Origin of the sequence: Halobacillus litoralis (assembly GCF_009856445.1) — a bacterium.
Classification (GTDB): Bacteria; Bacillota; Bacilli; order Bacillales; family Halobacillaceae; genus Halobacillus; species Halobacillus litoralis.
Map to the genome: position 1 here is coordinate 190,721 of NZ_WMFA01000002.1, position 13,918 is coordinate 204,638.

The window sequence follows — 13,918 nt, forward strand, 5'->3', positions numbered from 1 at the left end:
TCCTCCTGTTAGCCGATAATCATCGGTTCTTTCGGGTAATGATATTTGTCTTTGATGCCTTTCCCTCTAATGATGAACAAGAAGGAGAAGATGCCGATCCTTCCGATAAACATGAGGGTGATGATAATGATTTTTCCGGATGTATGGAAGTCAGGAGTGATTCCCATCGACAGCCCGGTTGTACCAAATGCGGAACACGCTTCAAATAAGATCTGCATCAAAGAAAACTGCGGTTCGAAATAATTCAATAGTATAACGGCAATGCCTGTAATGGCAATCGCTGTATTAATGACGATGAACGAACGGAAGATATCATCCGGATCGATTTCACGTCTGAATACACGGACATGGCTTTTTCCACGGGCATAAGCGATGACTGTTAATACACTAATGGCGAAGGTCGTTGTCCGAATTCCTCCTCCTACACTACTCGGAGAAGCACCAATGAACATGAGAATGCAGATGACCAGCAAGGTCGGTGCACTGAATTCTGCTACATCCATGGTTGCGAGTCCTCCGTTCCTTGTGGTCACGGATTGGAAGAGGGAATAAAAGAGGGCTTCGTGCCAGGATTTGTCTGCAAAGAAATGGTTTCGGTCCAATAGGTAGATCAGAACCGTACCTACGACCACGAGCACTCCGAATGTGGCGGATGTCAATTTTGCAAACAGGGAAAAGTGAATGACGTCCTTCTGCTTATGGGTCAGGTAGTCTTTGATCTCAATGAGCACAGGGAAACCGATGGCTCCAAGTGTCAATAAAAGCATATTGATGAATTGAACAAAATAATCATTTTCAAACATTACAAGCGACACACCCGTAATGTCAAAGCCTGCATTCGTCGTCGCACTGACAGATGCAAACATTCCTTGAACAATCGCTTCTCCTGTTGTTGGAAAGTATTGGGTGAAGTACGTGCTTAAAATGATCGCACCTACGGTTTCAATCAGTAGAACAATCAATAAAATCTGTTTAATCAACTTGACCATTCCTGCAAATGTCGAGCGGTTCTGGTCGGTTTTTATTAGTTGTCTTCTCTTTAAGCCGATTTTCTTTCCAAGCATCAGCCAGATGAATGTTCCCAGCGTCATGACACCGATACCACCGAACTGGAGGATGAACATCAAAACAAAGTATCCCGCAGTGTTGAACGTATCCATCGTAGATACAACGGTCAATCCAGTTACACTCACGGCACTGACGGCAGTGAAAAGAGCGTCAATAAAGCTTAAACTTACGCCTTCCTTATGTAAAAACGGCAGGCTTACGAGAATGGTGGAAACAATGACGGCAGAAGCGTAGAACAATACGATTACCTGAAAAGGAGTTAGACGGTCAAAGTATTGATTGAATCTTGTTTTTAGGTTATTGAACATAAAGAAGCTCCTTCAGGGACAGATATCAAGGTATATATGGATTTTATATGTTCTCTATTATTTTTACAACTCCCTTTATCATTAGCGGGTGTGGGTTAAATTTACAGAAAATAAAGAAAGTGGGATAATGACTGGAGTAGGTCAAGAAGGCGGAAAGAAGGTGAAACATGAATAGGCTCTTACTATTGATCGGCTTGTGCATCCTAACCGGCTGTGCAATGGCTGAGGGAACAGATCCCTTCATAAAGGCGAATCCTGACTCAGAATATGAAACCACTTACAAAGAATTAGGAATTGGTCAAATTCATGATTTTCATTTCACCCTGCCAAACGCAGATGAACGATGGGTGAGAGTTTGGATGGAAGGGTATAAAAATGGTGAAAAAATAAACGAACCATTAGCCGAGCTTTCCTATGGACAAAGTCCCGGGCAGGACGAAGAAGGGCACTTAGGAATTGGAATCATTAGAGGCGGAGGAGATGGAGCGATGCTGCACGTATATGCTCCAGGTGTTTCCTTGATACCCAGGGAGAGTCCCCTTCCGCTGAATGAAACGGGCATCAGTACGTGGGAGCACGCGGTTGATGAAGAAGGTGTCAATCTTGTATTAGGCGAAGAAGTCTTATTGGGTGCTTACCGTCAGTCTACATCCGGGTCGATACAAACGTTTGATTTGCAGGATAACGAACAGGTCAAGCAGATGATTCATGATGATACAGTGGTCCTTTTACTGAAAATGAAAGTAGGAACTTCCGAAGAGCAGATGAAAGAGTAAGGGTCCCTACTTGATTTATGATTTTGCAATCTCTAAGAGATTTCCTGAAGGGTCCACCACATAGAAGGCTTTTTGGTCGGCGTTCAGTCTATAATTTCCGGACTCTAATAAACGATAATAGTAAAAGATCTTTTCAGGATGCTGGGCTTTCAGAGCATGGGCAAACTTTTGGATGGCAGGACCTGCAGCGCGGATTTCTGTTTTTAATGGGTCCATGCGAGTTAATTGTTTCCTCGTACGGTGAAGGGTTGTTTTCACTGAAGCATTACTGATTCGAAGCATGGTTGAGATTTCTTTTGATGAATAGTGGAAGACATCTTTTAGAGTCAGGAGCATGGCCTGTTTGAGAGGTAAAGCTGTCAGTAGAAGTTCGATAAGGCTCTCGTACTCAACAAAATCTTCCTGTGGCTGGTGGATCAATTCATCAAAAGGAAAGGATGGCTTACTCTTTCTTTTTTCATCAATCCATAAATGCTTGGCTGTCGTCTTTACATATGAAAAAGAGTGGTCAGGAACAGCGTCAGCCTCTTGCTTTTGATAGAGTTTTAACACGGTTTCCTGAACGAGGTCTTCCGCATGATGGGGGTCTTTCGTAACAACAAGGCAGTACTTATATAACTTGGTAACTAGATTTTTATCAATGTTCATAAAAAAGTTGCTCCCTTATGTAACTTTTTGTCTCTCAGAATCGTTAGAGTGTTGAATGAAAAATAGGAGGGGTTCGCATGTTTCAAGTTGGTAGTGTATTCGTCCCCGTGACGAATCTTAAGAAATCGAAAAGATGGTATGAAGAACATTTGGATGTACGGGAAATAGACAGTTGGGAGGGAGGCGCCGGATTTTTCTTTCCTTATGGATCCGCCCAGCTTGGTCTTATTGAGGTGTCTGAACCTCAGCCTACGGAATTCATTATAGAAAAGAACCAAAGGAATGTCTATTTCAACTTTGTCGTAGCTGATATAGATGCTGCATATAAAAGATTGAATGATTCCGGGGTTGAGACGACAGATATTCACGAATTTGGGGGAATGAAGCACTTCGACTTCTTCGACCCGGATCAAAATGCATTCAGTGTGGTTGATGAGGATTTGAATTCACCTTTTCACAAAGAGAATGTTAGGAAAATGCAGCAAAAATGAGTATTTGAGATACTAAACCGGAAGGGACTTGTGGGACGTCTAGAGCTATCTTACTCTAGACGTTTTACTTTGATCGTTTAGGTGATCCGTTCTATCTTCGATGTTTATCCTTATAGCTGCATGATAAAAATCCTTCTCTCTATGAAACATGTGAACGATTTGTTCGTATAAACAGATAAAGGGAGTGTTAACAAGTGGCTGTATTCATAAGTATTATCATTATTCTTTCCTTATGGTCGATCACGAAAACGTTGGAAAAAATGACGAATCGGATAACAGATAAACAAGAGGAGCAAATCGAACATTTAAAAGAAATCAAGGAACGGCTTGTTGAGAAGAAAGAATAGAGGAGGATCATTTTGAGAAAAAAGTGGTTGCGTTTATCTCCAATTTTGGTGATTCCTTGCCTTTTGGTCATCCATTCCTACCTTTCTTTAGGAGGTTATGTTGTTCCTTTTGGCATCGCGCTGGTGGAGGATGATGGTGCGGTAGAAAAATATAATTGGAGCGGTGATATTGTGCAAAAGGTTTCCACCCCAAAGCTCACCTCAGGAGAAAAGGTACAAATCTACTTAATGGATAGTCATTTTAAACAGACGTTCGCTTCGCTCATTATGCTTATATTAGTCGCCGTGTATGCAATCTTGCTGGAATGGTTGTCGAAAGTATGGAAAGTGTCCTTGGAAGGTGTAATAAAAACCCCGGAAAAATGGAAACCGGTGATGATCGGTGTAGTTCTTTCTTTCTATATTTTTGCAGCTTTTCATGTGGGTGCTCAATACGTTGAACTCGTTCAGGAGAGTGAAAGACTCTTACATAGACTTGTACCATGATCGTTGGTCCCCGTAACGTTAGAGGGGGTACAGGAAAGGGTATAAATTCTGTATTGTAAATGTTTTACATAGGGGGTGCGTCTTGAACATGAAGCCTTTCCTTGTTATAGGAAATATTGTGGGAAGTGGTTTGTCTGCTTTTTGGATTTTTTATTATTTCTCAAATGGGCCTTTGGTCAAAAGCCGTCCGCGTACAACCGTAGTAGAACCGGACTTTTTCCTCCTTCTTCTAATATGGGGAGCCGGGGCTTATTTTGTCTGGCGTTACTTTTCAAAAAGAGAGTGGGAAACCGTCCCGTATGTGGACATTGTGATGACCAGTCTTACGTTGTGGTTGACGATTCCGCTTGGCTTTTTTATTACCACCTCGTTTGTCCATTAAAAGGAGGAGTGAAAGGTGAAGAGATTCAATCCAATCGCAAAGCTTTTGAATTATTGTGGTTTTGGGATTATAGGTCTCGGCGTGATTTCGTTCATGATCATCATTCTTGACCAGAGGTTAGGCGCAGGAGTTCAAGGTACGACCGTTTTAATCAGCAGTCTGGTGACAGGGCTTTTGTTCTTAGGTTTTGCGGAAGTCATCCATTTGCTGCAGGGCATCTATGATCAAAGGAATGAGCCTGACGCGGTAGAGGTCGATTTTACATATCAAGGAGATGGTGAAAAGACTGGCAGGATTGACCGTGAAGACGAACGTGAAATCCGTTCCTTTTTCAAAGGAAGGAACCAAAAGGTAGGAGCCATCCATCCCACGGATGAACCTTTCATTTATATCGTAGAAGTAGAAGGGAGAAAGAAAAGAGTAGAAGCGGGCGGCTTTACTGTGAAAATACTGGATGAATAAAAGAGGGCCTCCAAAGGAGAGGAGCCCTCACGTTTTCTTCACTTTGAAATGGCGTTGAAGGATCGGCCAATTTTGTGGAAAAGGGCTGCCCAGCACCCAGTAACTAGCGCCTCTCAGTCCATATTCTTCCACAGTATCATATTTTGCCTGCACACTTCTTGCGTCTTCAAACCATACTTCATGCTGCTGTCCATTTTCGTCTGTATATCGGAAGAAGGGAGATTGGTATTCTTCATTATATTGGATAGGCACCCCGTACCTTGCAGCAAGTTGAACGGCTTCTTGTGGGTTGACCGTTCGTGCAGAAGTCCCTTGGACCCAGGGGATTTCCCACTCCCTTCCATACAAAGGCATTCCCATCAGAATTTTATCGCGGGGAATGACCGTGACAGCGTAATCGAGTACTTCACGGACTTTGTTGATTGGTGCGATGGCCCACGGTCTTCCACCGGACCATCCCCATTCATACGTCATAAGCACCACGAAATCGACAATGTCACCATGCGCTTCATAATCATGCGCCTCATAAAGCAGCCCCTGCTGATCTTCACGGACTTTAGGTGCTAGGGCGGTGGAGACGCTGAAACCTTCAGGACGCAGGCGACTGACGACTTTCCTGAGAAAAGCATTGTAGTTATCTTTATCTTCCGGGTACACATATTCAAAGTCAAAGTTTACACCCGAGTAACCTTTCGAACGCATCTGTGCCAAAAGATTATTAATGAAGGTATCTTGAATTCCTGGATTACGTAAGAAGGTAGCCGCAAGGTCCGAATCGAAACTGCCTCCAATGAAATTGGTGACGACCAGTAGTGGAGAAATGTTCTGAGCGGCGGCCGCTTGTAAAACAGCTGCATCATCTAAATTTGTCAGACTTCCATCAGCCTGGATGGTGCGTGTGAAAGGAGAGAGGTAGGTGAAATGGCTGCCAAGTGTGTTCACTTCACTTGCTCCTTCTGCGTTGGTCCTCGTAATGTAGGCGTTGATTTCCTTCACTGGACGAAGAGGAGATGGGATGACCAGGGGCATACCTACAGAAATGACGGATGGGTTCTGAATACCGTTTGCTTCAGCAATCTCTGAAACAGAGACCCCGAACTGATTGGCGATCTGCCAGAGGCTGTCACCTGGCTGCACCGTGTAGTTTGTAAAGGGGATAAGGAGCATTTGACCGACAAAAATGAGCGCAGGGTTTGCAATGTTGTTTTTCTCAGCAAGGTCCTGTACACGGACGCCGTAGCGGCTGGCAATGTTCCATAGATTGTCTCCCGGTTGGACGACGTATTCTTTATCCGGCTCAGGGATGACCAATGCCTGCCCGACCACGACTACATCGGGGTTGTTCAATTGATTGAGTAAGATGATTTGATTGAGATCGGCCCCATATCGCTGGGCAATTTTCCATAAGGAATCACCATTCTCTACCTCGTGTATAATCATTTCGCCCCTCCTTTTGTGCTTTTTTATGAAGATATGCTGGGGGGGATTGTCCTTATGTATAAGCAGTACAGGACGCAGAAGTCTGATCGCTCTTTTTAAACTTTCGAAAAGGATCGGTTTTTAATTTTTTTATCATAAAACGTTAGGTCACCTTCAATTCTTATTTTTTAAAGCGGGGGATTAGAAATGAATGATTATTTGTTTACGAATAGAATGGAGCGAATCCTCCAAATAGCAAATCAAATGAGTAAGGAGGGGATTATTACTTCTGTTGATTTGTTTATTGCTGCCTGCAGAGAAGCTACAGGTATTTGTAGTGAACTGTATTTGTACTTATATCACCAGCTGGGTAAAGATTTCGATGTGAAGATCTTAAACCAATGGAGTAGAAACGCTGGTGCTGACTTCAATTTCATCGGTCATTATAAAATTTCTATGGATGCTGTCTTAATCTTCGAAGAATCCAATAAAAAAAGAAAAAACTATGGTCAAATGCTTATAAATGAAGGGCATATGATTCAAAGCATTCTTCAGTCGGATGCTCAATTGCGATTTATGTTAACGGAGGGTGTTGTGGATGGGATTGTAAATATCGCCTGTGTCCCGAGAGATCTATTCGTTAACTTAGATCATTTTAAAAAACTGTATGGAAATCGGATTTCCAAACACTGTATGAGAAGGGCAGCTCATTCGGATTTGATAGAGTTAAAGTCCTTTGTCATTCATGAGTTTGGTGAACGATGGCTTCAGCATATAAATGCGATGACTGAAAAAGAAGTTCTGCCCATTTATATTGCCATTTATGGTGAGGAGATCATAGGTTTTGCCTGCTATGATACGGTGCGGAATAAAAAAGGGCTGTTCGGTCCTATGGGTACTTCACATAAAAAGCGTGGGAATGCCGTTGGAAGAGATTTATTGTTTAAATGTTTAAACGAGATGGCGGAATTAGGCTACGAATATGCTGTGATCGGTGAAGCAGGTCCTATAGAATTTTATGAAAAGGCTTGTGACGCTAAACTGCTTCAAACATGTTAACCTTTTTAAGTTATATAAGATGGGGGAACGGACGTCCTTGTGATCTGATCCGTAGGGCGTTAGAGGCAGATATGGGGGAGTTTGTACTGAGTCCATTAATAGTGGGGTGATCAGCTTTGTCGGAGATGATTCGAGGAAATGAACATTTTTATATTGTGCTCTACTCCCTAATTGTTTTGATTTTGAATCTTGACTTTCTAAGAGATTTCAAAAATATAAAAAAGGGACTTGCCACACTTTCCTCTGATGAGGAGTTGGAAATTAACCCGCAGTCGATGTCCTTGCTTATGATTGTTTTGATTTTTAACTTTTTTCGAAGATGGTTCATTTATTTGCTTGCCGTGTTAATCACAGTGAATGCATGGGTTATTGTTGTATCATTCATTTTGTTTGCCGTAAGTTTATACGACTGTTTCTTTCATTACAGTTTGGAAAAAGTGAAAAAATCGAATATAGCCTTATACCTTGCTGTCATTGATTCCATGTACATCATCATTTTTGTTACTTATCTATTAAATTCATATAATATATAAAGGAAGAATGAGTGTGTGGATGAAAGCTTAATTTCCTGATGAAGACTTTCATCTGTGAGGATTATTCAAACCATTCATAGTAGAAAGTCTAGTCCACTTTTTCTACAATCCATTCATAATGAGGGGATGATGAATTTGTATTAAGCTGGTTTTTCAACAAAACGGCTTCTTCGTAATCATGAATGTATTTGGTGGTAGATGAGCTTGAATTCTTTAAGGTTTCTTTATCGTTGTCTATGTGTCTAATAATCCTATACATGTTTTCTCACCTCACGTTAAAGTTAAGGTCATTATAACATGTAGAATAACTAAAAATATTACCCTTTTGTGTTATGATTCAAACATTTCTGTGTCTGTTTTTTTACAAAATTTAAAGTGTGTTCATAACCATTGGTAAAAGTAAAACAGCGATCATCTATCATTCTTCCCAAAATAAATCATCTAACGTTTTATTTAACGCTTTACATATGGCCGTACATAATTTCAGACTCGGGTTGTAGTTACCAGCTTCGATTAAATTTATCGTTTGTCTTGTAACTCCGACAATATCTGCTAACTTTTCTTGAGAAAGATCCGCTTCTGCACGGGCAATCTTCATTTTCTTGTTTTTCAAAGGTGTTCATCTCCTCCTTCTCTAGATTTATACTATGTAACACACGACATAATGTCAATTATATTTTACGTTTGGTGAAGTGTAGAACACCTCCATTTTGCATTATAAAATAACTTAATAAAATCAGTCATCCAAAAATGATTCGTTTTAGAGAAGTTTTTTATGTCATAGGGTGATATTTAGAGGGAATTATCATTTTAATTTGGGGTGATAGAGTGTGATACCTATAAAAAAGTATATGGATACGTGACAAGGCAAAAAGATGGGAAACCCCAAGTGTTAGTCTTTCAACATCCTTGTGCTGAAGCCGGAATTCAAATACCAAAAGGGACGGTCCAGCGTGATGAAGCCACCATATACGCAGTAAGAAGAGAAGTGGAAGAAGAAACAGGCTTAAGGAATTTTCAAGTGGAACACATCCTTGCTGAAGATTTATGGGAGAATGATGACGGGACGGTACATCACCGATTCTTTTATAAAATAACGGTCTCAAATGCTGCTGATGAATGGGATTATGAACCTACAGGTGGGGGAGAAGAAGAAGGACTGATTTTTCGCTTTTTTTGGATTTCATCTGAAGGTGAGGTTGAACTTATCAGGGGACATGGAGATTATTTACATTTTATTTTTGCGGAAACAGATTAATTCAAAAGTACTCAATCAAAATGGACATGTGGCAACAGGTTGGATCAGGCGATATTTTGACATGATTGAACGTTTAATAGGAACATCCTGAAGCGGATGTTCCTATTATTTTTAACCTCTGCATACGAAGCACTGTACATCGGTCACAGATGCTTGGATTTCTGTACCTTCCGGGTAACAGAGAACGAAGGTTTCTACATAACAGACGGTTATATCAAATGCGCAGATTTGTTCTCCATTACATGAATACTGGATTTGTACAGGGATTTGGAACCGGATGGGTACAATCTCCACACCAGGCCTGTCAGGAAATGGACGGAGGAAATCGAGCACAGTAATGATGGTGGCCTCTGGATCAGGCTCGCAAACTATGGTGATTTCTTGCCCTGCATTTTCACATTCGACAATGGCTAAGTTGCATTCAGCTGACACTGGAAAGTTACGGTTTATTTCTCTACAAAAGACTACCCAATCGTACACTCGCTCTACGTTGATACATTCTCTTATATCGTGATTAGGGAGGGGTATTGCAGAGACATCGTTATTTAGAGGCTGAGATTGTATTTCCAGTACAACGTCAGATACGACCTGCACATTTAAGGTGAGCCATAAGTTTAGGGATAGAGTATTCGGCGGTGCTTGTTCTACTGTAACAGTAAACATACAAGTAGTGACTCTACCTGCAATGTCTTCGGCCGTACAAGTGACTTCAGTCGAGCCTACCGGGAAAAAGGATCCTGAGGCCGGTGTACAGAAACAGGCGACAACCGGGCAATTATCTGAAACCACAGGTTCCGGGTAGGTGACGACTGTACCCGCTTCATCTGTCTCAATAAAGACAACCTTGTCTTCCGGACAGATAATCGTAGGTGATTCTGTATCTCTGACAGTAATGGCGAGTGTAATCGTATCCGTCTGTCCATCAATATTGGTCACCGTGATAGGAATGTTTGTTGTTCCAACAGGGAACACTCCTTCTTCTTCGACAGTAACGTCATCCTGTGGGGGAGAAAAGGTGTATGTCTCTCCTGCTGAGGTTAATTCATTGATTGGGAAAAAAGAGCTGGAGGCAGAAATGGTATAGCTTACGAAAGCAGAACATTCCCCTGGGTCATTATCAACGATGATTTCATTCGTACTGGTTATAGCCGGTTGACTGAGGCAGGTGGGACCAGGTTCTGTTAGAAACGGGATATAGTCCACATTACCAACCACTGAATCACTCTGTCCTGCCATTGTATTTGGACCGTTCGGACTCCCCCACCAGTTATTTTCAGCATCCAGAGGTCCGGGTGGAGGCTGAGGAGGAATGGGGTTAAAGATGAGACCGCCATCAATATTGTTGAAAATATTATTTTGGTTTACTTGAACATTTGTAGAGATATTGTTTAATGCTCCGATTCGGACTCCGTAAGTTTCCCTCCCATCACCAAGGACACCATTATCATGGATGCAATTATTTGTGATTTGAATATTCGTTAGGTTACGATCTACAAAAACTGCACCATTCGTACTCCGGCTTCGATAAACATCGTTTCCATCCACAACCGCATCCCTTGAAATGACGGTTATGCCATCCTGTTCCAAATCACGTACCACGTTATTAAGCACCCGGCCTACAAAGCGGTTGACATCAAAAGGGGCAGAGGAAGAACCAAGTTTAATCCCGTCATTGACTAAAACATTTTGAACAAGGTTCCATTGGATCGTAATATTATCTGCGTTGTAAACATAAATCGCTGCATTAATGGAGCTATTGTCATTAACCTCATTATATTGAATGAAACCATCCCTGGAGTCACAACAAATGTTGATCGCGTCACCAGTAGTATCAAAAACATAATTATACTCAACCACCGCATTCACAGTATTTCTTAGCTGAGTTCCTTCGTCTCCTGCCTGATGGATGATACTATAACTGAGCGTTGGGTTTAATTTATCAGGAAGAACTCCTGGTGAATCGATTAAATCCGATAGTCCATTGCGAATTTCAAATCCATTGATGGTTATATCATTCGCTGAAATTCTAAAAATTGTACCGAGAATGCCACGACCATCTACAATAGCCTCATCCGTGCTTCCTGGTGTACGAGTGGATAAAAAGGCAGGTCTAGGGTCTACATTGGCTTGTGGTCCTGAAAATGTGACACCATTTTTTGAAATGACGATTGTAGCTGCTGGTTCATATAAACCTGGATAAACAATTACGGTTCCAGGTGAATCAACCGCAGTATAACCGTCTTCAATGGTAGCAAAAGCATTCGTTCCTATAACCTGGCCTGGTCCGACTACCGTACCTGGGGGCAGACCAGTCCAGTCATCATTAACATAAACGGGTGAAGGCATCATAAATCCGCCCTTCATTTTAGTGATTACCTCATCCTATGAATGAATAGAAGAAATGGTAAGGATAAATGCCTTGCCTCTAGCCTTAGTAGCAGGTGATCAAAGAAACACATTCCTTAGTGCTTAGCTGCTGACACACTCAACAGGTATATGAATTCAATCGTATGTAAGCCAGACTCTTTTATCAGGCCCCGGCTTGTGTGTAGGGGAGATTTGGTAACAGAAAGAGCCCCGACTTTTTTGAGTACCGGGGCTAAGGTTGAAGAATCGGTGACTTAATCATGTAATGATCTCCAACCTCTGCGTCTTAAATGAATAGGAAACGCAAAGGGAGTCAAAGAAAGAAAATACGATAAGAAATCACAAAATATAGAGTAATGACGACTAAAGAAGGCATGATATAATTCCATGAACTCCACGAACGATCCACTTGCCTTGTCCTCATCAGTGTATAAATAAAGAATAAAGTCATAGCGATCCCAAGTAAAGCCAGGTAGATGTGGGTCCCTTGGATGGATTTTAATATCGGTCCTTTTTGATACAACAAGTCAGTCAATACCAGTAACTTTATATTATATAAGTTACTTCCCAGGATGGAGCCGATCGCCATATTATAGTTCGCCAGTTTAAAAGCGGCCAGGACGCTTACTAATTCAGGTAATGAGGTGGAGGCTGCAATTAAAAAACTGCCTACAAAACTAGCATTCATTCCTGTTACTTCCGCCATTTTGTCTCCAGCAATGGAAAGGATGCTGCCGGATATAAAGACCGCCACGACGGCTAATATAAAACCCTTAATTGCCGTTGGAAGAGGGATATCCTTAGCTGGAAGGGGGTGATCACCGTCATCATCATCACTGGTAAGGTATTTCATTACGAATAGATAAAAGAGAACAATGATATACATTTCCATTCCTATATTAAAAAATTGAATAGGTACAGGGAACAGAAGAGATAGGGAAAGGATGATTAAAAAAGCAAGGCCTGTCCATGCTGAGGGCAGGTTAGCGTTGGGATTGATTCTTTGAAAGAATCGTTTCTTTCGATAAATCAGATCCATGGAAGCGAGAATTAATAAGTTGAATACGTTACTGCCAAGCATATTTCCTACCGCAATATCGGGGTTATCTATATAAACAGCAGTAAGACTGGTCGTCAATTCCGGCAGGGAAGTCGCGCCGGCAATTAAAAAGGTACCCACAACAGCCCCGCTCAAGGAACTCTTTTTACTAATGACGTCACCGAGCTGGTTTAGATACACAGCAGCGGTCACCACCAGAATGGCAGCAAGAAAGAAAATGATAAAGATCATCGATTTACCCCCCTATCTTATAGTGAGTATATGAATAGCTTGTTTGAAATATCCTTTCCATTCCGGAAGTACTCGAACTTACTAGGTTGAGTACCCTTACAAAGGTTCTCGTTGATGGTCGTTCTACCATTAAGGGTCTGTTTGTTTTGTAGATTTATTGTTATGGTAAGGTCAATGACGCTTCCTGGCCTTTTTTGAGTATGATTTTAACGAGATGTCAGGATGTAGTTAGAATATTTCACTACCAGAGGTGACTTAGATATACCTCTATATATTACGTGGAATCAAGCATAGAAAGGGGATTTTCATGTCTGAAGGTTTACTGCATCATGTAGAAGTCTATGTATCCAATTTAAAAAGGTCCGAAAAATTTTGGGGCTGGTTCCTTGAGGAGCTAGGTTACAAGCCTTATCAGCAATGGGCGGAAGGGCAAAGTTGGAAGTTAGGCGAAACTTACTTAGTTTTTGTCCAGACAGAAACGGAGTTTTTAGACATTCCTTATCATAGACGAAGGACTGGTTTGAATCACTTAGCTTTTCATGCTTCCTCACGTGAAAGAGTAGATGAGATGACCATGATGCTTAAGGAGCGAGGTGTGAACGTTTTATACGAAAACCAACACCCATTTGCTGGGGGAGAAGATTACTATGCGGTTTATTTCGAGGATCCGGACCGGATAAAAGTGGAGTTTGTTGCGTCATCACCGTCATAACAATCTCATGATACTGTTAAGAGTCTTACATAATCAAGGTGAAAACTGCTAAGGTATTTGAGGAACATTTTAACCGGGAATGGGGTAGGCGAATATGAAAATAGGAAGAAGGAGAATCGCGTGGAAGGATGTTTGGATTGGTGTCTCTTTCATCGTCGTCCTCTATTTCACGCTGCCGCAATTTGGTGTGAATCCCTATGTTATTGTAATCACACTGATGGCAATGGTGGAATGGGTGACCAAATACATCCTTCCCTGGATCGTTTTGTATTGGGCTGTTCGATGGATAAAGCAATTAGAATCCAGGTAAA

General features: G+C 41.6%; 18 protein-coding genes. 11 read left to right on the plus strand and 7 right to left on the minus strand.

Translation table 11 applies throughout. The features are described from left to right. Positions 1-8 precede the first annotated feature (8 nt). Entirely contained in the window at positions 9-1,376 is a 1,368-nt protein-coding gene (locus GLW00_RS06115; RefSeq protein WP_160912248.1) for a TrkH family potassium uptake protein, read from the minus strand. Positions 1,377-1,543: 167 nt separating this feature from the next. On the opposite strand from GLW00_RS06115, the gene GLW00_RS06120 reads away from it, so the two are divergent. After that, the gene (locus tag GLW00_RS06120; RefSeq protein WP_160912250.1) at positions 1,544-2,152 is read left to right on the plus strand and encodes a hypothetical protein; all 609 of its coding nucleotides are present in this window, start codon (positions 1,544-1,546) and stop codon (positions 2,150-2,152) included. 15 nt (positions 2,153-2,167) lie between these two features. Here GLW00_RS06120 and GLW00_RS06125 read toward each other — a convergent pair whose 3' ends face one another. Beyond that, positions 2,168-2,800, minus strand: a complete 633-nt coding sequence (locus GLW00_RS06125) for an RNA polymerase sigma factor (RefSeq protein WP_160912252.1) — start codon at positions 2,798-2,800, stop codon at positions 2,168-2,170. Positions 2,801-2,877: 77 nt separating this feature from the next. Between GLW00_RS06125 and GLW00_RS06130 the strand changes: the two genes are divergently transcribed. The 5 genes from GLW00_RS06130 to GLW00_RS06145 all read left to right on the plus strand — a co-directional run bounded on the left by GLW00_RS06130 (position 2,878) and on the right by GLW00_RS06145 (position 4,968). Continuing rightward, on the plus strand, positions 2,878-3,291 hold the full coding sequence (locus GLW00_RS06130) for a VOC family protein (RefSeq protein ID WP_160912254.1): 414 nt from the start codon (positions 2,878-2,880) through the stop codon (positions 3,289-3,291). Positions 3,292-3,485: 194 nt separating this feature from the next. Beyond that, positions 3,486-3,638, plus strand: coding sequence for a hypothetical protein (locus GLW00_RS20475; protein WP_202412398.1), 153 nt, complete (start codon positions 3,486-3,488; stop codon positions 3,636-3,638). Positions 3,639-3,650: 12 nt separating this feature from the next. After that, positions 3,651-4,124: a hypothetical protein gene (locus tag GLW00_RS06135; protein WP_160912256.1), complete on the plus strand. Its 474-nt coding sequence runs from the start codon at positions 3,651-3,653 to the stop codon at positions 4,122-4,124. 82 nt (positions 4,125-4,206) lie between these two features. Continuing rightward, on the plus strand, positions 4,207-4,506 hold the full coding sequence (locus GLW00_RS06140) for a hypothetical protein (protein WP_160912258.1): 300 nt from the start codon (positions 4,207-4,209) through the stop codon (positions 4,504-4,506). A 15-nt stretch (positions 4,507-4,521) separates the two neighbouring features. Beyond that, positions 4,522-4,968 carry a hypothetical protein gene (locus GLW00_RS06145; protein ID WP_160912260.1) on the plus strand — a complete coding sequence of 149 codons (447 nt, stop codon included), beginning with the start codon at positions 4,522-4,524 and terminating at the stop codon, positions 4,966-4,968. A gap of 27 nt (positions 4,969-4,995) precedes the next feature. Here the strand turns inward: GLW00_RS06145 and GLW00_RS06150 are convergent, their stop codons facing one another. Next, positions 4,996-6,408: a glycoside hydrolase family 18 protein gene (locus tag GLW00_RS06150; protein WP_160912261.1), complete on the minus strand. Its 1,413-nt coding sequence runs from the start codon at positions 6,406-6,408 to the stop codon at positions 4,996-4,998. Positions 6,409-6,594: 186 nt separating this feature from the next. Here GLW00_RS06150 and GLW00_RS06155 point away from each other — a divergent pair, with 186 nt between their 5' ends. Then, a complete protein-coding gene (locus GLW00_RS06155) occupies positions 6,595-7,446 on the plus strand; it encodes a GNAT family N-acetyltransferase (protein ID WP_160912263.1) in 852 nt (283 codons plus the stop codon). Between the two features lie 125 nt (positions 7,447-7,571). Next, entirely contained in the window at positions 7,572-7,979 is a 408-nt protein-coding gene (locus GLW00_RS06160) for a hypothetical protein (protein WP_160913740.1), read from the plus strand. 88 nt (positions 7,980-8,067) lie between these two features. Here GLW00_RS06160 and GLW00_RS06165 read toward each other — a convergent pair whose 3' ends face one another. Further along, positions 8,068-8,238: a hypothetical protein gene (locus GLW00_RS06165; RefSeq protein ID WP_160912265.1), complete on the minus strand. Its 171-nt coding sequence runs from the start codon at positions 8,236-8,238 to the stop codon at positions 8,068-8,070. Positions 8,239-8,397: 159 nt separating this feature from the next. Next, complete coding sequence (locus GLW00_RS06170) at positions 8,398-8,592, minus strand: helix-turn-helix transcriptional regulator (RefSeq protein ID WP_160912267.1); 195 nt, start codon at positions 8,590-8,592, stop codon at positions 8,398-8,400. A 246-nt stretch (positions 8,593-8,838) separates the two neighbouring features. Between GLW00_RS06170 and GLW00_RS06175 the strand changes: the two genes are divergently transcribed. Next, positions 8,839-9,237, plus strand: a complete 399-nt coding sequence (locus GLW00_RS06175) for an NUDIX domain-containing protein (protein ID WP_335808448.1) — start codon at positions 8,839-8,841, stop codon at positions 9,235-9,237. A gap of 111 nt (positions 9,238-9,348) precedes the next feature. Here GLW00_RS06175 and GLW00_RS06180 read toward each other — a convergent pair whose 3' ends face one another. Both GLW00_RS06180 and GLW00_RS06185 read right to left on the minus strand, forming a co-directional pair. Next, positions 9,349-11,601 carry an HYR domain-containing protein gene (locus GLW00_RS06180; RefSeq protein ID WP_160912269.1) on the minus strand — a complete coding sequence of 751 codons (2,253 nt, stop codon included), beginning with the start codon at positions 11,599-11,601 and terminating at the stop codon, positions 9,349-9,351. A 316-nt stretch (positions 11,602-11,917) separates the two neighbouring features. After that, the gene (locus GLW00_RS06185; protein ID WP_160912271.1) at positions 11,918-12,895 is read right to left on the minus strand and encodes a sodium:calcium antiporter; all 978 of its coding nucleotides are present in this window, start codon (positions 12,893-12,895) and stop codon (positions 11,918-11,920) included. A 307-nt stretch (positions 12,896-13,202) separates the two neighbouring features. On the opposite strand from GLW00_RS06185, the gene GLW00_RS06190 reads away from it, so the two are divergent. Beyond that, positions 13,203-13,607, plus strand: a complete 405-nt coding sequence (locus tag GLW00_RS06190; RefSeq protein WP_160912273.1) for a VOC family protein — start codon at positions 13,203-13,205, stop codon at positions 13,605-13,607. 94 nt (positions 13,608-13,701) lie between these two features. Beyond that, positions 13,702-13,917 carry a hypothetical protein gene (locus tag GLW00_RS06195; RefSeq protein ID WP_160912275.1) on the plus strand — a complete coding sequence of 72 codons (216 nt, stop codon included), beginning with the start codon at positions 13,702-13,704 and terminating at the stop codon, positions 13,915-13,917. The last annotated feature ends 1 nt before the right edge of the window (position 13,918 follow it).